General features: G+C 48.8%; 15 protein-coding genes and 2 pseudogenes. 12 read left to right on the top strand and 5 right to left on the bottom strand.

Annotation, left to right across the window (positions count from 1 at the left end; genetic code table 11):
- Positions 1–12 precede the first annotated feature (12 nt).
- The 4 genes from flgA to P2G85_RS02470 all read left to right on the top strand — a co-directional run bounded on the left by flgA (position 13) and on the right by P2G85_RS02470 (position 2,413).
- Positions 13–801, top strand: coding sequence for a flagellar basal body P-ring formation chaperone FlgA (gene flgA, locus P2G85_RS02485; protein ID WP_275862539.1), 789 nt, complete (start codon positions 13–15; stop codon positions 799–801).
- A 146-nt stretch (positions 802–947) separates the two neighbouring features.
- The gene (flgM, locus tag P2G85_RS02480) at positions 948–1,229 is read left to right on the top strand and encodes a flagellar biosynthesis anti-sigma factor FlgM (RefSeq protein ID WP_275862538.1); all 282 of its coding nucleotides are present in this window, start codon (positions 948–950) and stop codon (positions 1,227–1,229) included.
- Positions 1,230–1,254: 25 nt separating this feature from the next.
- The gene (gene flgN / locus P2G85_RS02475; RefSeq protein WP_275862537.1) at positions 1,255–1,692 is read left to right on the top strand and encodes a flagellar export chaperone FlgN; all 438 of its coding nucleotides are present in this window, start codon (positions 1,255–1,257) and stop codon (positions 1,690–1,692) included.
- Positions 1,673–2,413 (top strand): lytic transglycosylase domain-containing protein, encoded by a 741-nt coding sequence (locus tag P2G85_RS02470; protein ID WP_275862536.1) that lies wholly within the window; start codon positions 1,673–1,675, stop codon positions 2,411–2,413. Before flgN ends, P2G85_RS02470 begins: the two co-directional genes overlap by 20 nt.
- Before the next feature lie 519 nt (positions 2,414–2,932).
- On the opposite strand, the gene P2G85_RS02465 is transcribed toward P2G85_RS02470, so the two are convergent.
- Entirely contained in the window at positions 2,933–3,451 is a 519-nt protein-coding gene (locus P2G85_RS02465) for an NUDIX hydrolase (protein ID WP_275862535.1), read from the bottom strand.
- Positions 3,452–3,652: 201 nt separating this feature from the next.
- On the opposite strand from P2G85_RS02465, the gene P2G85_RS02460 reads away from it, so the two are divergent.
- Positions 3,653–3,922: a DUF333 domain-containing protein gene (locus P2G85_RS02460; RefSeq protein ID WP_275862534.1), complete on the top strand. Its 270-nt coding sequence runs from the start codon at positions 3,653–3,655 to the stop codon at positions 3,920–3,922.
- A 258-nt stretch (positions 3,923–4,180) separates the two neighbouring features.
- The gene (locus P2G85_RS02455; protein WP_275862533.1) at positions 4,181–4,837 is read left to right on the top strand and encodes a hypothetical protein; all 657 of its coding nucleotides are present in this window, start codon (positions 4,181–4,183) and stop codon (positions 4,835–4,837) included.
- On the opposite strand, the gene P2G85_RS02450 is transcribed toward P2G85_RS02455, so the two are convergent.
- The gene (locus P2G85_RS02450; RefSeq protein ID WP_275862532.1) at positions 4,827–5,669 is read right to left on the bottom strand and encodes a YdcF family protein; all 843 of its coding nucleotides are present in this window, start codon (positions 5,667–5,669) and stop codon (positions 4,827–4,829) included. The two genes, P2G85_RS02455 and P2G85_RS02450, sit on opposite strands and share 11 nt — an antisense overlap.
- 186 nt (positions 5,670–5,855) lie before the next feature.
- Here P2G85_RS02450 and P2G85_RS02445 point away from each other — a divergent pair, with 186 nt between their 5' ends.
- Together P2G85_RS02445 and P2G85_RS02440 are read left to right on the top strand one after the other, a co-directional pair.
- Positions 5,856–7,226, top strand: coding sequence for an L-serine ammonia-lyase (locus P2G85_RS02445; protein WP_275862531.1), 1,371 nt, complete (start codon positions 5,856–5,858; stop codon positions 7,224–7,226).
- Between the two features lie 340 nt (positions 7,227–7,566).
- Positions 7,567–9,045, top strand: coding sequence for an MFS transporter (locus tag P2G85_RS02440; protein ID WP_275862530.1), 1,479 nt, complete (start codon positions 7,567–7,569; stop codon positions 9,043–9,045).
- A gap of 57 nt (positions 9,046–9,102) precedes the next feature.
- On the opposite strand, the gene P2G85_RS02435 is transcribed toward P2G85_RS02440, so the two are convergent.
- Complete coding sequence (locus P2G85_RS02435) at positions 9,103–9,879, bottom strand: phosphotransferase (RefSeq protein ID WP_275862529.1); 777 nt, start codon at positions 9,877–9,879, stop codon at positions 9,103–9,105.
- Between the two features lie 573 nt (positions 9,880–10,452).
- On the opposite strand from P2G85_RS02435, the gene P2G85_RS02430 reads away from it, so the two are divergent.
- The gene (locus tag P2G85_RS02430; protein ID WP_275862528.1) at positions 10,453–11,358 is read left to right on the top strand and encodes a VirK/YbjX family protein; all 906 of its coding nucleotides are present in this window, start codon (positions 10,453–10,455) and stop codon (positions 11,356–11,358) included.
- Positions 11,359–11,380: 22 nt separating this feature from the next.
- Here P2G85_RS02430 and phnR read toward each other — a convergent pair whose 3' ends face one another.
- Together phnR and P2G85_RS02420 are read right to left on the bottom strand one after the other, a co-directional pair.
- Positions 11,381–12,085, bottom strand: a complete 705-nt coding sequence (gene phnR / locus P2G85_RS02425; RefSeq protein ID WP_275862527.1) for a phosphonate utilization transcriptional regulator PhnR — start codon at positions 12,083–12,085, stop codon at positions 11,381–11,383.
- Positions 12,086–12,193: 108 nt separating this feature from the next.
- Positions 12,194–12,301: pseudogene (locus P2G85_RS02420) on the bottom strand (ABC transporter permease); the annotation flags it as partial.
- Positions 12,302–12,596: 295 nt separating this feature from the next.
- On the opposite strand from P2G85_RS02420, the pseudogene P2G85_RS02415 reads away from it, so the two are divergent.
- The 3 genes and pseudogenes from P2G85_RS02415 to P2G85_RS02405 all read left to right on the top strand — a co-directional run bounded on the left by P2G85_RS02415 (position 12,597) and on the right by P2G85_RS02405 (position 18,748).
- Positions 12,597–13,848, top strand: a pseudogene (locus tag P2G85_RS02415) (SGNH/GDSL hydrolase family protein).
- Positions 13,849–14,077: 229 nt separating this feature from the next.
- Entirely contained in the window at positions 14,078–14,833 is a 756-nt protein-coding gene (locus tag P2G85_RS02410; RefSeq protein ID WP_275862526.1) for a helix-turn-helix transcriptional regulator, read from the top strand.
- 156 nt (positions 14,834–14,989) lie between these two features.
- Positions 14,990–18,748, top strand: a complete 3,759-nt coding sequence (locus P2G85_RS02405) for a hypothetical protein (protein ID WP_275862525.1) — start codon at positions 14,990–14,992, stop codon at positions 18,746–18,748.
- Positions 18,749–18,837 lie beyond the last annotated feature (89 nt).

The following is an 18,837-nucleotide window of genomic DNA, read 5'->3' as shown; positions in this document are numbered from 1 at the left end:
GGCTATTTATCAATGATTTACAAACAAGGCAGGAAGCGGAACTTCCGACTAACGGAAGTCATCCTAAGCAAGGGGAAATACGCTATTTCCTCGCTGGGGCTGGGGCTGGGATTCAGCTTGCCCTTGTCAGCGATAGCGCAGGTTGAAATGCTGTCGGAACAGAGTTTAAAACAGCACATCGCGCAGCATTTTGAACATGAAGTCGCCACTCAAGCCCGCATGCAGCACTGGCAAGATTACCAGCTGGATTACAAAATTTGGGTGCCGGGTGCTGCCAGCCACCTGCCTGCTTGCCCGGAAGATTTAGTGATCAGCGGACGTGATAACCAAACTCTCCCGGTAGGTAACCTCAAGCGTGCCGTAAGTTGCCAGGCGGTGGATTCGCCCTGGCGGATTAGTATCACCATCAAAGCGGCGCTAACCCTGCCGGTAGTGGTTACGAAAGTCTCCATGGGACGGAGTGAAGTCGTACCAGCAACCAACCTGCAACTGGATCAGCGCACTCTGACCCGCCAAGAAGACTTTTATACCGCCATCACCGATGCCGCCGGGCTTGAGACGACGCGCCGTATCCGGGCAGGGCAAATCGTCAACCCAAATAACCTGAGTGCGCCGCCATTGGTTGAAAAAGGCAACCAGGTTGTGATTATTGCCAGCAAAGATGGATTTACGGCCACCACTAAAGGGGTCGCCTTAGAGGATGGTAAGAAGAATCAACAAATTGAAGTACGCAACAGCAAATCAGGCAAGGTGATCAAAGCGGTAGTGACCGGACTTAACCAAGTCCATACCCAGTTTTGATTTTGGACTCGATGTATCATTTTTGAACTTTACTCCTCGAAACAGCAACGGGAAATAGAGTAAAAAAATAAATCGCAATTTGATTTAATGATCGTCACGGACAAGTCGCCTTTTCATTTTAGGAGATGATGATTGAGGATCACAGAATGAAAATCGATAAAGTAGCAGGCGGGCATATTCCACAGAGCAAGTTTCAGCAGGCAAGCAAAAAGCCGCTGGAAACGCCTACACCAACTAAAGTGAGTGAGAACACATTCCAGGCTAACACTGCTGCAATTGACCGTGCTCAAACTGAGATGGCAGCGCTGCCTGATGTGGATATGGCGAAAGTGGAAGCCATCCGTAATGCTCTTTCCCGTGGCGAGTTAAGCCTCGACACTGAAGCATTGTCTAAAGCGATCATGCAGTTCCATACCGGACACGAGTAATCCCAGATTCATAGGAGTGTGAGTTATGGCGACAAGCCGCTCTCAGCTAATTCAAACCTTTGTTCGGACAATAGCTCATGACATTAAGCTATACCAACAACTGTTGCCATTACTTCAGGTACAGAAATCTCTGTATTTGCAATTTGATGGTCAGGCACTCAATGACAACCTTCACAAGCAGACGCCGATTCTCAATCAGCTAAATAGTTCTGCAAGCGAAAGAAGCCAGTGCCTGCAGCAACTGGGGCTGAGTGCCAATGAACATAGCGTCAACCGACTGCTGAGCGCTTTGCCAAGACGGCTTACTCCACAACTGAGGCAACAGTGGGCTACGTTGAAAGGCCTGATTAAGCAGTGCCAGCAATTAAACCAGAGTAATGGTCAAAGCTCTGCAGCTTTTCACGAACTGTTAAATCAGATCAAGCACCCTGTACAGCACACGTATGAAGAGCGCTCGTTTTAAACGACTTTCGCTGCATGTGCCTGCATTACCCTGTTGGTGTCATGCAGGCTGTTTTCTATTCAGCCTATGGTGCTTGCTCGTTGTACCGTCAGTTTCTGCTGCCCCGCAGCAACATAAAATCGACAAGCAGATTAATATACTCCGCCCCTATCAATCACACATACAAAAACGCCTGTCCCAGTTCAGCCCGCTTGTAAACCGGATTTTTAGTCAACTGGATGAAAAATCACTGCCCTCCAGCCTGGTTTTGGTTCCTATGCTGGAATCTTCGTTTGACGCCAGTGCCGTCTCCCATGCCAACGCCGCAGGTTTGTGGCAACTGATCCCGGCAACCGCCAGACGCTTTGGCCTGCGAGTGGATGGCACCAACGATCAACGCTTTGACAGCCAGGCCAGTACTCAAGCTGCGCTGAAATATTTGCAGTTCCTGTACAACAAATTTGACCAAGACCTCGCGCTCACCCTCGCCGCCTATAACGCTGGTGAAGGACGAGTTGCCAGAGCGGTTAAACGTGCGGGGACGAGGGAGTTTGCCAAGCTTCCATTACCGCAGGAAACCCGCCAGTACGTACAGCGCTTCTATGCGCTCAAAACACTGGTCGATATATCAAAATTACAACGTTCCTCTTTCCGGCCACTGTTTCTCTACGCTGGTAACACCCAAGACAACCAGATGCCACTGGTAGATTTTTCACCCCTGCCACCTTTAATCTCCCTTTAGCCTGGCCACACGCTCCCCCGTCTTACGGGCAAGTAATACCAATCTGGATAAGTAGATGTTCAGAAAATTGCGCAGGAAGCATCGCTTAGAACAAGGCGTAGATTTCGGTTAACTATTATTCTAATCGACCATGCCGTTATCAGCGATTTTAACCAGCAAGAATGATCAGATTACTGATATAACTTGGGATAAGCCTGCATTGCTCCGCAAATACGCGCTGAATGCTCAATCTGTGATTTTGGTGCAAACGTGCGTAAAACCAATGCGTTAATCTATCTCTATACTGAGATTGGCTGTTCACACAGTTGAGACTATTTGATGGGCAATAAACCCTAGATTGATTTACGTCGCACTCCCTCTTCAAACGCGAGTAAAATAGAAGTGTTCAACAAATAAACTATTTACAGGGTGAATGTAAAACCGCTATTGTATCTTAGAACAGAAAAAAGAGATGGCGCTTCGCTTGCGCGTCTGGAATAAGTCCGGGTTCCGGGGGGGAACTCGGACTTTTTTAATTGGTTACAGCAACTCTTTGGCGATCAATTGCAACAAGTAGGTTTCGCGTTCAATGCTCATGCCTTTCTTCGGGCTCTCCGCCATGGTTTTCTCATTGTGGGCAATCGCGTCAAAGATGTTAATCCATACCGGCCGCATGCCATTTTTGACTTCATAGTCCTCGTAGGCTGTCTCTCCGAGTTTTCGATCGATTTTGCACGTGTAACAATAAGAAATCATATGTACCACATCGGCATTGTCTTTGTACCAAGGTCGAAACTCTTCAAATAAGCCATACGGCTTAATGTTGTGTATATTTTTCGCCCCGGTCTCTTCTTCCAACTCACGCACCAGCCCGGCAAGAATATCTTCTCCGTCATCAATTCCACCACCCGGCAAGGTGTAATCGTGATAGCGCTCAGTGAACAGCAGCAGTATGTCTTCCCCACTCAGCACAATGGCTCGTGCCGCCTGGCGCTGGAAAATGGTCTTGTCATCAAGATGTTCAATGTCTGGATGTGTCGTGGTCTTTAAATGTCTCATGAGAATTACAGCGGTAAATGTATTGCGCGCATACTACATAATTCCGGGCGCAGAAGCGAGTCTGAAAGGAAAGGTGCCCCTGCTCAGGCGACGCCCCTGATTAGCATGCCCAGCCAGCGCATTTAACAGAGTTAAGACAATGCATCAGTGAACATCTCCTATAATCAGCACATAATCACTCATTCCGCGTGGAGACCTAAAATGAAAATAAAGCACTTACTCGCAGCCGTCGCAGTGGTGTCGAGTGTGGCGGGCTGCGCCGACATGCAACAGGCTTATGATGCGTACGACGTGGTCGATTACGACACGGTGACCAACCCAGCTTCAATTTATTGCGTGCAGCAAGGGGGTGGCCTGCAAATGGAAACCGAACACGGCCAGCGTATAACTTACTGCCAGATTTCAGCAGAACAGCGTACTGAGCTGTCAGAGTTCTACGGTAACAGTCATACTCAAAATACGGCGCCATAACACAAACGCTCACCACAACAGATATTGCTATTTTTCACCACAGGGATCGCAGAGCCCTTGTTTGCTCTGCGGCCCACACTTCCCTTGCTCCCCTTATTGTCAAAACGCCTGTCCAACGACCAGTGATTGTTCAACAATACATTATCGAACGGTGTTTTTTTGACATTCCCCTGACAATACTATCCATGTGGACAATAAAATTATTCATCATGACAATAACTCAGGTTTTCCACATTTCTCGGAGAACAGGCGGACAAAATGAAAATCCATACCGTAAATCAGGCCAACTCAGTAGGTCCGGACATTATCAGCCAAGAGTCAAAACACGTCCTTGATCAATCCAGCCTTAGCTTACTGGCGATCCTTGCGATCAGTGTTTTGGTTAACCTCAGTATTCGTATTGATTACCTCTTGCTGGGCACCGGCTTAGGTGAAGTCTCAGCCACAGAGTCGCTGCAATTAGTCATGCTAAGCATTACGGCATGGTCGTTTTACCGCATCTCAAAACAACAGCAACAGCTAAAACATGCAGCACTGTTAATATCAGGCTTTTTTGCCGTATTACTGATCCGTGAAATGGATTATTGGCTGGATATGCTCCGCCACGGTTCATGGGTCTACCCGGCGCTGCTGATCACCGTACTTGCGTGCACTCAGGCATATCAAGGCGGTAAAGAAACCGTGAACGAGATGGCTACTCTTTTGCAAACCCCTTACATGAAGCTACTCATTGGTGCTGTGGTATTGCTTCTAGTGTTCTCCCGTCTATACGGAATGGGCAGCTTCTGGAAACAGGTAATGGATGTCCATTATGTGCGAGAGGTGAAGAACATTTCTGAAGAAGCGATTGAGCTGCTTTCTTACTGCCTGATAGCGTTGAGCGCTGTTCGTACACAACGTGAGCTTAAGCAATAGCTTCAGGATCAAGGCGTTGATTCAGTGCCGTTAAAATCGGGTGCAGCGACGTCAATGCCTGTTGCGCGGCTTCGCGTGAATCATCATCGGCCGTCCATTCGATGGCCTGTTTCATTTGCGCAATTGCCGCTTGCTCTTCCTCTTCCAGCGGCAGACGTTCAAGGGCAGCCACGGCCCGGATAGCAACTGCAAAAGGTCCAGCTTTGACCTCAGCTAAATCGCGCTGAAAAACCCCGCTCACTATCCCTTCAAGATAAACGCGGTAAGTGGTCAACTCATCAAGATGTAAAAATGCCTGAGCACGCTCACCCCGATGAGGGTAAGGAACACTGCAGTGCTCGCTGATGTCCAGAGGGATCTCTAACTGCAGTCCGGCACGCTGGCAATATTGTTTCAACGTCCGCAATAAACCTTGCTCATCCATCAGAGTTTGAATTTCAATAATTCGCTGCAGATGGTAGTCATTCGATAATAGTGTCACCCGAATAGCCTCACCGGGAAGACACAGACCACTGCGAAGCAACTCCGCCGCTGCATTCTGAATGTTTTGTACCGTATTCAGTGAACGGTTTTCCAGCAGAATATGTCGCTCAGGCAGATTGAACCCTATGCCATTCTCACTAACAAGCTGCTGATAATACTCCAGCATTCTGTCCGCTTCGGCATATAACTGATCCGGTGTGATCCCGCCACAAAATACCACAGCCGTCTGTTCAAGCGGCAGCTGTGGTAACAGCTCAACTAACGCCTGCACCCGGGAACGCCCTTCCGCCGTAAGCTCACCATGTACCAGCCGTTTTCCTAACACGATAACAACATGATTAACCTGCATGTCTACGCTCTCATTTCACCTGAACTTAAGTCTATCCCAGAGACAAAAACACCTTGGCCGAACACTGCCCGCAATGGTAACATTTAATTAACAACACTCAAATATTGTGTCCCCAGCACGGAAAAACTCCGCTATCACCCTGATTTCACATATTATTAGAAAGGCTCATTCAATAGGAAGTCCATTATGCTGTCGATTTTCGATATTTTCAAAATAGGTGTCGGTCCATCCAGCTCTCATACTAATGGCCCGATGCTGGCGGGCTACCGTTTTTCACAAAAGCTGATGCCCGCATCGGCCAATGTGCATAAAGTGCAGGTCGATCTGTATGGTTCCCTCTCACTGACCGGGAAAGGCCACCATACCGACCGCGCGGTGGTGCTGGGCTTAATGGGCAATCAGCCTGATACTATCAAGGTAACCAGCGCCAAGCAGACCCTGCAAGACGCCATAAAAAGTGCGACGTTACCACTGGGCGGCACTCACAGTATTCCCTTCAATTACCAGCAAGACATCATCTTCCATCGCGAAGATCTGCCACTGCATGAAAATGGCATGACCATCACCGGGTTTAATGCCGCAGGCAACCAGATCGCGTTTGAGACCTACTACTCGATCGGTGGTGGCTTCATCGTAACAGCCGATGAACTTGAACATGGCAGTAGTGACCCGGAAACCCAAGTACCCTTCAATTTCACTTCCGCCGAGGAGATGTTGGCCCTGGCAGAACAGCACGGCTTGAGCCTGGGTGGGATGATCCTAAAAAATGAACAACAGTTTCGTTCCCTGCCAGAGATTGACCAGCGCACCGAGCAGATCTGGAAGGTGATGTCACTGTGCATGCAGCGCGGGTTTGAAACCGAAGGCATCCTCGAGGGAGGCCTGAATGTCACCCGTCGCGCACCAAATTTATTGAAAAAACTTGAGGCTAACGCAGCGATAGAAAATGATCCGATGGAAATCATGGACTGGATCAACCTGTTTGCTTTTGCGGTGAGTGAAGAAAACGCCGCCGGCGGGCAGGTGGTGACATCTCCCACCAACGGCGCTGCAGGCGTGATCCCGGCAGTACTGATGTACTATCACAAGTTTATCAAAGAGCTTGATACCCGACAGCTGAAGGATTTTCTCGCCGTAGCCGGCGCGATCGGCATTCTGTATAAAACCAATGCTTCTATTTCCGGGGCAGAAGTCGGGTGTCAGGGTGAGATCGGTGTATCTTCGTCAATGGCCGCGGCAGGATTAACCGCCCTGCGTGGTGGCAGCAACGAACAAATTTGCATCGCCGCTGAAATCGCGATGGAGCATTCACTAGGGATGACCTGTGACCCAATTGGAGGGTTAGTTCAGGTGCCTTGTATTGAACGCAACGCAATGGGTGCGGTGAAGGCGATCAACGCGTCGCGCATGGCATTAAAGCGCACCAGCAAATGTCTGATTTCATTAGATAAGGTTATCGAAACCATGTATCAGACCGGCAAGGATATGAATAAGAAATATCGTGAAACCTCACTGGGCGGATTGGCAATTATTCATATGGCCCCGCCATGTGAATAAGTCTGCCCTTCTGGCGTAAAAAGCCATCACCAGGCTCCATAGTTGGTGTATCTTCTGTCACCAACTATGGATGACCGTAGCTCAAACTCCGCAAAATAGGCATCCCCTCAAGAAATCCATTAAAACATAAAATGCCACAAAGCAAATCAAAAACGACACTTTGCTCGACTAATGTGCGATTAATCCAGAACAAGCCATTAGCATAGCAATCGTTTCGCATTAGAAAATATAGTGCACCTCATGCTCTTTATGCGACAATTGTTACGAAATGTAATATGTCGTTTTAATACCATACAGCAGAAACAATAACTACCTTTATGCGTGTATAAGAGATTAAATTATGTGGAATAAGTTAAATAAATCCATGATGTTCTGCCAAATGATGTTTGGCTTATCATTTTATGGTGTGTTAGTAAGCCTGACACGTTTCTTCTTAGAAGACCTCAATTACAACGAAGCAGACACCATGATGATTGTGGGTGCCTTCTCTGCAATTGGGCCTTTATTCGCCATTGCCGGCGGGTTTATAGCCGATAAGTTTTTAGGGGCTTACCGCTCGCTTTCGATTGCTTTTCTGGCTTTTGCATCCGGCTATGTGCTGTTGGTGTTAGGTGCCTCAGCAACCAACGTTCCCCTTTCAATGTGTGGTATAGCCCTGGCGAGTTATGGACGTGGTTTGATGTCTCCTTCTTATCCCAGCCTTTATAAACGCACGTTCAAATCGCAGGAAGACTTTGAAAAAGGTTACCCAATCAACTACTCCGTTAACAATGTCGGTGCGTTTCTCGGCCAATACCTGTTCCCGATGATCGTACTGGTGATCGGCTTCAACGGCGGGTTTACTATCTCGGCCGTGATGGCGGGGGCCGCATTATTGATGCTGATTACCTTACGTAAAGGATTAGTTGGTGTGGCAACTGAGTTGGATCAAACATCGGTCAGCCTGAAAAACTGGCTTTTCTTTGCTCTTGTCTCTGTTGCAATGATTGGGCTGGTATTCTTCATGTTCTCTAACATGGATATTGGCCAGAACATCGTCTACGCCATCGGTGGCGCTGCTATCCTGTACTTCATTTCGCTGATGGTCAAAGCCAACAAAGCAGAATCTCTGAAAATGGGTACGATCCTTATCGTCACGTTTCTGACCACCTGTTTCTTCGTTTACTACGGTCAGATGATGACATCAATGAACATGGTCGCGATCAATACCCTCAAAGGTTCGCTGTTCGGCTTCATCCCGCTGGAGCCAGAAGCAGCCATGGCCATGAACCCGCTGTGGTGCATGGTCGGCGGCCCGATGGTTGCGGGCTTCTTTGGTATGCTGGAAAAGCGTGATATCCATTTATCTACTGCAACAAAGATTGCCCTGGCGTTTGTCCTGACTGCAATTGCTTTTGGTATTCTGACCTTTGCCGTTACCACCGTTGGTGAGGATGTGGTGATCGCGCCGGAAATCTTCCTGGCCATTCACTTTTTCCAGGCGATTGCCGAAGTTATTGTCGGCTCAATGGTGGTTGCTTTCATTCTTTCTGTTGCACCTAAACACATCGAGAACTTCTCTGTCAGCCTGTTCTCTGTCGCCATTGCACTGAGTGGTATTGTCGGTGCTGCGCTCTCAACGTCCATCGCGTTGGAAAAAGGCCAGGAAATCACTCAAGAGATCGTGCAAACCGTTTATGGTGATTACTTCCAGTTATTTACTGTACTGGCAGTGGTCATGGTAGTTATCGCATTAGCAGCATCTTTAGTGATCCGCAAAATGCTCGACAGTGCGAAACAACACGAAGTGGCACCTGAGTTGGTGGAGGCCGAGGCATAACACCACAACGTACTCCATTCAGCCCAAACCGGAAGCCATTGGCTTCCGGTTTTATTATCACCCCAACCTGCCTAATAACCCCAGAGTAATCGCCTCACGGTGCCTGCGCAGGTACTCAATATCTTTTAAGTAGGCGCTATCATGCCCCTGAGCTACGTTCGCCACAAATTGCCCGTCTCCGCTAACAGCCTGTTGGCGTATATAGTCAACCAGTGCCGTCAAACGCAGCGTCATCATATCCACCAGTTCTTCTCGCTGTAAGCGTGAGCAACCATAGCTGTCACAGAAAATTTTGGCACGGATTATCTGTTGTGGCAGTGTCCCAAGCCGGTCGTTGGTATCGGTTTTAAACGGCGCCCAGCCGTAGACGGACAGCGCAATATCCCAAATTCTTGGTGCCGGGTGTGCCGTATCAAAATCGAACACTCCAACCACCTCATCATCTTTAAGTACAACGTTGTAAGGCATGAAATCGCCGTGGCAGATCACTTCCCTGGGAGCTCTCTCCGGTAGCATCCAGTGCAATACTTCGTCTCGATGCTCGGTAAGAAAGTCCTCGGAGGCGTCATGCAGTTGTCTGAGTATTTTGGCCGCTGATTTTAGCGCATTTAATGACGCGATCGGCCCGTGTAACGGGTAGTTGTAACTATCTCCCTCAAGATAACTCAGCAGCTCTTTACCACCTTCTATCGACACGGCGCGCGGACAGGCGGTAAAACCACGTGAATACAAATGGTTCAGCAACTGATGTACGGTCATCGTCCAGTAACTGGCAGGCCGGCAGATCAGATCACCAGTACGAAAGATCGCACTCTCTCTGTCACTTTTTGACATTTCCACTCTCCCTCCTGGCAAACCTGAACAAGATGATTTACGAGTAACAACGACTCGATATGTCCGGGTATCTTAGCACTCATAGTTTGATCTATGGTGCTGATAATGTTTCAGATTGTTAGATTAATCGCAGTTATACTTCAACGTATGAGCGAGGTCTCAAACGCTCGTCTCAGAGGGGGCTTGGCAGATTAATCCTACCTTAGGAGCCGATGACGAAGCTGTATTTTGCATCACCGGCGTGCGTGCCGTTGGCAAGCAAATGCGACATTGACATGGTAGGGTAGGATCAAAACTCATGGGAAAGTCAGCGCCAAACTCTTAAGCGACTCCCATCAGCTACCCTCCCACCGTTACACATTCATGACACTCACTTACCAACCCATACAATACTTTATTCAGCTTATCTCTTAAAATCAGAAAAAAACACCGTTCAAAATAATCTTATATTCACTGCCGTTATCGCGAAAACACTTCTTTTTTACCTTATAGAGGTAAACCCAATTTGGATGTTCCGTTCTGGCCATCTGCGCGTTAGGGCAATCGAATAAGTGAGCCTGGAGTGAAACTGTCATGAATAAATCCATCCTTCACCACACTAAAACCATTTACTCCGATGAGTATGCTGAGACTTACAAGCCGATCTGGACATATCGCATTAAGTTCATTGCCAGGGCCCTGCTCTACAAGAAATCATTTGCGTATCTTGCGGGCAACATTGAAACGTCTCTGCTTGAGATGTTGTGTACCCGTACTCACCGGTTTTTAGAAAAACCATTTCGTCCTTACATCATCAAAAACAGCCCCGCATTTGAGCGTTCCCGCTTAGTGGTCGATCACTACAACACCATTTCACAACTAATGCCTCAAGCGATAATCAAGGAGATCTACTCTGATATTGATGGGTTAACCTTAACTTCTTTTGAAATCGACGGCGTGACCTACTCAATCCGACTTGTTTTCGACGGGCGTTATCAAAAAGAAGGGGATATGAGTCTGGTGTTACACAGTAAAGAATGTGGCAACTTCTATACACTTTCTTTCACTCTGGGTCATGAGAACGGAGGCCGCAGCATCATGATTGGTGGTTTACAGGGACCACGCAGCAGCGAAGAAAACAACGCCAGGATCAAGAAGCTGACCCGCAAATTGTACGGCCAAAGACCCAAAAGCCTGATGGTAAGCCTGCTGACCTTACTTGCTCAAATCTGGAACGTAGAAACACTTCTGGGGGTAAAAACCCATTCCCACTCTTATGCAGCCAAACGTTATAGCAAAGGGCGCATTAAAACCGATTACGATGCGCTGTGGAAAGAACTGGGCGGTACCGAGTACAACCGCAACTTCTACCAATTAAAAATCAATGACACCAGACGCGATACAGAGGGTATGTCGCGCTCGAAACGTTCTATGTACCGACGTCGTTACGAATGGTTAGACCAAACCAAACAAACGTTTTCCGATACACTAAAAGGATAAGTATGGCGCTTTTGTGATGCGCTCAGCGGTTCAGCTCAACCACCGATTCAATGCAGATCGCATCATGACGCCAGTGGGAGATCTCACAGTCAATCAGCTCACCATGCTGGTTATAGTTAATGCGTTCGATAACCATCGCAGGTGTGCCTGAGGTCGCGCGTAGCGCCTGAGCCGTGTCGCCTAACAAAGTACTGGTTGAAATGCGATACTGGCTCTTCTGATACACCACGCCAAAATGCTCATGATAAATGTCAGTAAGTGAATGGTTCAGTTCAAAATCGAGCAGGTTTGGGAAGCACTCCGGGCGGATATAGTTTGTCATGTAAACCACCGGCCGATCTTCCAAATAACGCACCCGATCGACACGATAAACATCAGAAAACGGCGGTAAGTTCAGCAAACGGGCGGCCAGTTTATTGGCTAAAATACCTTTTGCAGCCAGCAATTCAGTTTTTGGTATACGATTTTGCGATTTCGCTATATCGGGGAAACTCAACTTTTGGCTCGGATCGTAACGTAATGGCTCCGGGGAGATAAACCAGCCGCGGCGATCTTCACGGTAAATCCGCCCTTCCGCTTCCAGTAGCGATAAAGCTTCACGTAAAGTCACTCGGGTAGTATCGAACGACTCCGCCAGCTTACGCTCCGCTGGCAGTTTTTGCCGCGGCGACAACATGCCCGCCTCAATCTGTTCAACCATCGAATCTTTAATTTTTACGTACTGCACGAGGTGTCCTTATCTTTTTCACCAAACCTGAGGGCTTTTTTCTTACCATTTTCTGAACACATTTTCTGAACAATAGCGGCGAAAATCATGCTCACCATCGCACCAGCGACCGTACCGGCCAACATCATCCATGTTCAGGCTCAAGGCCAAAGTGGGAATCATGTCCGTTGAGTAAAGGAATATTACCGTAGATGTAGTGGTTAATGCATTAACAAACACATCACTGACAATGGCCTAAATCACTCAACAAGCGATATTAGTTAACAAAGCAAAAATCGGAACAAATACTTATAAAGCAAATGCTTATTATAGCAAGTGGTGAATAGCAACCCACTCTCTGTGGTGTTTTTATCTGATTTGCGCATTGGCGTGATGAATATTTTAATGACCACGGTGCCAAAACAGCGACAACGCATAACTCGGCAATTGACTAATTAGAGTAAGAACTCAAAATTGGCTTATTAATGAGAAAAAACTCATCAGTTATACAATAACCAAAGAAGAGTAAATGATGAAAAGAACAATCACATTACTAAGCACACTACTGCCTTTAGCGTCGGCCATGGCTCAGGAATCCCCCCTTACCCCAAATATGATCACTGCCGCTGAAGTGATCAGTACCCAAAGTCAAAAAACCTACACCTATGTACGCTGCTGGTACCGCACCAGTTATTCCCGTGACGACGCTACCAACGACTGGGAGTGGGCCCAAAACCCGGACGGTAGCTACTTCACCCTCGAAGGTTACTGGTGGAGCTCGGTATCCTTTAAGAACATGTTTTATACCGACACCTCGCAAAACCTGATCCGCCAGCGCTGTGAGCAAACGCTGGATCCGGACAATGAAAACGCCGACATCACGTTCTTTGCCGCCGATAACCGCTGGTCATACAACCACACCATCTGAAGTAACGATCCGGTGATGCAACCTGCCCAGGTCAACAAAATCGGCGCCCTGGGTGACAGCTTGTCCGACACTAGCAACATATTCAACGCCTCGCAATGGCGCTTTCCTAACCCAAACAGTTGGTTTCTTGGACACTTTTCTAACGGCTTTGTCTGGACGGAGTATCTTGCCAAGGCAAAAAATCTGCCCCTGTATAACTGGGCGGTTGGCGGCGCTGCGGGAGAGAACCAATATCTTGCCCTGACCGGGATTGGCGATCAGGTTTCGTCCTACCTGACTTACGCCAAACTGGCAAAAAACTACCAGCCAGCCAATACGCTGTTCACGCTGGAGTTTGGTTTAAATGACTTTATGAATTATGGCCGCAGTGTCTCTGAAGTGAAGTCTGACTACAGTGAAGCAATGATCCGCCTGACCGATGCCGGGGCGCAGAACTTTATGTTAATGACTCTGCCAGATGCCACTAAAGCACCGCGTTTAAATACTCAACTCAAGAAGATATTCAGGCCATTCGTACCAAGGTGCGTGAAATGAATGAGTTTATCAAAGCTCAGGCAACCTATTATCTGAATAAAGGTTACAGCGTCACTTTATTTAATACTCATGCTCTGTTTGAAGATCTGACTTCCAATCCAGAGCAACATGGCTTTGTGAATGCCAGTGAGGCTTGTCTGGACATTAACCGTTCGTCATCCATGGATTATCTGTACAGCCACCCACTTCGGGCAGAGTGCGCCACACAAGGCTCTGAGAAATTTGTCTTCTGGGATGTCCCCACCCAACCACCGCCACCCACCGTTATGTGGCAGAAAAGATGCTGGAAAGCAGCCATCAGTTTGCTGAGCATCCGTTTTAAACCGCGATTATAAAATACGCTGTCGCCCGGCGCCTCTCCCCAAAAGAGGCACTGTTTATCATTGCGAAAAGCCCGGCTAAATATCCTCCGTTAAAACCACTTCACTCGCCTCACACTTAAATGTTGTACCATATCAAAAAGCCCGTAAAAAAATGACCGACAAATGAGCAATCAGTCACTTATGCATTACAGTTAATAGTGAGATAAGACGAGACTGTATAGAAAATCAATGGCCATTTTTGAACTCCCACCTTCCGGCATGCTGCCTTCCAACCTATTGGAAGAAATTGCACAAAAAGAGCTCAACAAACTCGGTTTGGAGCACGCGGTGTTTATGGTGCTTGATCGTACCCAAAAGCCGGTATTTGATTTTAACTTCGGTTTCACCCAAAAGCAGTTGCAGGTATATGAGGCATACCAACACCACGATGTTTACTTAAACGAATACATGAACACCCGACTATTTGGCCAACTGAGCCATATTCAGCAACTGGTTCCAATCAACAACATTAATGATGAAGTGTTCCTGGACATTCTGGTGCCGACCTTGCAACTCAGACAAGGCTACAGCGGTCTGTACCCCCTGATGCATCGCCACATGATGCTGCTAAGTTGCCACAGTTTCCGTCCTCTCACGCCAAATCAATTTCAACAACTCACCTTGGTCTGGCGGCTACTGATCGACTGGTCCAACAGTTGGATTGCCCAACGCCAGCTGATGCTCAGTTGGTCCCATTTTCGCAATCCCCCCACTGATGTTCGCACTCACAGCCAAAACCTCACCAGTGCAGAAAACCAAATCCTCCATCTGCTGGCTCGTGGCTACAGTGGGTCAGAAATCGCCCAGCTCCGGCAGGTCTCCAAAGAAACCATCCGCAGCCAAATCAAACAACTGCTGCGCAAAACCGGCTGCAAACACCAGAACCAGCTTATCTCCCACTATTATCAAAACCACCTGCTGATTCCAACTGACGACATGGCCTGAAGTGTGATGCGACAGAAAGGCAACAATTATATGCAACGTCACCCATTTGGGTGATGAATTAGCCCTTACGCACCTATAACCTGAAATTGCAAGAGGAATAGCTCGGCCATTCAACAGTAACTATTGAATGCCGATGTACAACATCAGGAGGTTTGTATGTGGAAACTCAATAAGCTCGCTCTCGCCATTATGCTGGTGACCAGCGCAGGACTAAGCGGTTGTGGCAGTGACAGCAGCGATGAAGCCCAGGCGCCAGGCTCCCCCTACGAGGTAAAAGCCATTGATGGCTACCTGAGTAATGCCAAAGTCTGGCTCGATATCAACCAAAACTCAATACATGATCCCAGTACTGAGCCCTATACAATGTCTGGCAGTGGTGGCCTGGCGGTGTTGCAAGTCACCGGGGATATTGACCCAACCCAGTACCCCGTGATCGTCCAGGCCATTGCCGGCCAGACCATTGATGAGGATCTCGGCGACACCCCAATCAATACCCCATTTATGATGTCTGCCCCGGCCGGAGAAACCGTCATTACGCCGCTTTCTACCATGGTTAATCTTGTCCTTGCCAGCCGCGTTTCTGCCGACACCACGCCGGAACAGCTCGAAGCTTTAAAACAGAGTGCCGTACAGGAAATCGCCGGACAACTTGGCGTTGAAGCGAAAAATGTCCTCGGTGATTATGTGGCAAATCAGCAAACCGATGCTTTGTTTGCCGCGCGCAGTATTGTGAGCTCCGAGCAAGTTCTTCCGCAAACTCCGGAGCAGCTTTCTGAGGTGGTGGAAAACATTAGCTCGGATCCAGAGAGTGCGGTTATTCTCAACGTGGTTGAAGCAGTCAATGAACAGATCAAGCAGGTCATCCAAGAGACGGAGCCGGAACAGTTGTTAGAGCAACAACCTCCGGTTAAACCTGTCAGCGAAAATGAACCAGACCGCGATCAAGACGGCATTCCCGATGCTATCGACCAACTGCCGGACGACGCCAGTGAATACCTGGATTCGGATGGCGACGGTACCGGTAACAACGCTGACGACGATGATGATGGCGACGGATTTAGCGATGAAAACGATCACTATCCGACCGACGCATCCCGTGCCGGAGACCATGATGGTGATGGTATCGATGCCCTGCAAGATGAGTACCTCAACGACCGCGACAACGATGGCCATACCGATGATCAGGACGCGTTCGCGGATGATCCGGATGAGTGGCAAGATACCGATAAAAACGGTGTCGGCGACAACGCGGATCCCGATGATGATGGTGATGGCTACGAAGATGTGGATGATGCCTTCCCGACCGATCCAAAAGAGTGGCTGGACACCGATAACGACCTGATCGGTAATAACGCTGACGACGACGACGACGACGACGGCGTACCTGACAAAAATGACAGCTACCCATTAGATGGAAAACTGGCCGGTGACCCGGATAACGATGGTGTGGATACGTTAGTTGATGCTTACCCGGATGACACGGTCAAATCGGTTGCCGACCGCCATGCCAGCAACAGTGGCCTGTTCGCGATGCCGAACGCCGCACAACGCAGCGTGACGATGCTTAATGTCGATATCGAGCAGACGATTGAAACGCTCAACAATGGCCAAGTCATTACCACCACTTCAACCCGTTACCTCACCGAAGCTGATCAGTTGTATGGTGAAATGGAAAGCATTGATATCCAGAGCGGAGAGCAGTTTACCCGGGTCGACAACTATCGCTATGACTTCAACCTTGATGGCGATGCCAGCTTCATTGGCCGCCTGCTTGATGTCGGTAGCCGAACTGACGGTACCGAATCCTATTGGCGCTACATTGATGAAAGTGACGCCAGTGGTGAAGGCAGCCACAACGGCAATACCGTACGAGAGTTTGATGATACAGATTTCAGTGCCCGCCAGCACCCGGATGACCTGAGCGCCATCGATGCAATTCAGCATTTCAGCGCTTCCATCAGTGTCGATGGCGAACAAACGACGGAACAACGCAGCTTCACCGAATTCTCACTCGACGGTTTTATGCTCGCCGATACAGAAACGCACCAGAAAACATACATGGCTCATGCGGTGGTAGTAACCGAAGACCTTCTCAGAACCTATGTTAAAGAGGAGCAGGACTGGGCAGCAAAAGGCCAGAGTAACGTCATCTATGAAGTCACCATGGGTGAAGATGGTGCCTACCTGTACCGGGTTGAAATGCCGGTCTGGGCAACCCCAACCGATGGGGTGACCCAAGAGTTTGCCGATTATAACTTCACGCCGGGTAACTGGGACAACCTCACCAGTTACTGGGATGTTTTTACTGAGCAAAATGATGCCAACGGAACCATTTCCCGCAGCGGAGAACGATTTGTCCTGGATGGCGAAGTCAAACTGATCACGGAAGAGGCGCCCGACGGGCTCAAATTCCATGACTGGCAGCTTACTTCTCACCAGGTCAATGACAATGAAATGAATGAGTTCGTGACATGGCAGCATTACCCTCTGGCAGACTACAGCTTTACTGCCAGCAGTGAAGACACCGGCCAGGCCTACCGCGTCATGCTCAAACACCCTACCGGTATCTGGCTCACTTACTCCTTCGATGAGTGGGGATCCAAAGCGGTTGAAAATTTGCCAGAGCAAATCGAAACCGCCCGTTCGGCGGGAACACCCATTGAGCAAATCGATCAAAATGTGGTAGCGGGACTTCAGCGCTACGCGGCAAAAACCCCGCACGCCAGCTTCCAATACCACCAGGATGGTTCTCCACGGCAATGGTATGCGGTTACCCAGGATCCGCGCCTGACCAATGGCACACCTAGCCTGCTACCTATCACCTTAACGGATAATGGTATCCATGAAGGCTGGTATGTGCTGAGTGCTGCTACCGACATAATACTGGCAGTACCATTTGATCCGCAAAATACCTGGAACTGGTTCAACGCCTATTACCGGCAGTTCCTCAACACCTACGCACTGGAAGCCGGTGACGATTACGTCAGCTGGACAACCGACATCGGCCAGTTATTCACCGACAAGCAAGCGGCAGAACAGCGCCTTGAACAAGTCATCGCTGAGCAGTACCGCGTGTGTACCTCAGAAAACAGTGGAGAGCGCTCCGGGGCGGAAAACATTACCACCTATGAGCAGTTCCTCGGATCCGCCTACAACTGCGGCTACACTCCAGCCAGCAACGCGCTCTTCGAAGGGCTAACCCTGCATTTCGAAGAGAGTGATGGTTCTTCCATGAGCTATCAGTTTGACGCCGGTGGCGTGGGACGCTATTACGAGTCCGACGGGTTTGAAAGCGGAATGAACTGGTTTGTTAATCAGGATGGCATCCTCACCATGAGCAACGGCGGCGATCCGGAATACTTTGCGTTTGTGGCGAACAAAGATGACAAATTCAGCCTGTTAGGACTGTTCCGCTGGAGCGAAGAAGAAAATGGTATCAGCGTGCCTTATACCGAAGTGGTCGGCCTCGAGTTTACCTCCTCAGCCCCGGATAATACGCTAGCGGCGTGTCACCTCGGCGATCAGGACGATGGCAGCGCCACCCTTACCGACTTAAATAACGCAGTGGCTGATTGTGGCGGAAATATTGCCATCACTGCCGATATGCTAATCGGACGAAGTTTTACCGTGAAATACCCCGATCCGCATGAAGATCATTACCGCTTAACGTTTAATGACAACGGCAGCGTCTCCGGACAGGATATCAACAGTGCTGACACCTGGACGGACAGCTGGCAGCTTGAGAATGGCTATCTCAAAGTCTACGGTGGCGACTGGTATCAATACTGGGCACTGCTCGACAAGAGTGATTCTCAATGGTCAGTGAAGTTTTTAGAGCAATGGGAAAATGACAGCGATCCAAACCAGATCGGGCTGCAGCAGTTCATCATTTCCACCTTGGTTGAGGTGCAATAAGCGCCGAGGCCAAGCCTCCGCCAAAATGGCCACATCTACACGTGGCCATTTTTTTCATACCAACGTTACCATAGGGACAACATAATCTT

This window comes from Vibrio sp. CAU 1672 (genome assembly GCF_029223195.1).
Classification (GTDB): Bacteria; Pseudomonadota; Gammaproteobacteria; order Enterobacterales; family Vibrionaceae; genus Vibrio.
Note: the sequence above shows the minus strand (reverse complement) of the source record. Positions and strands in the feature narration are given on the sequence as shown.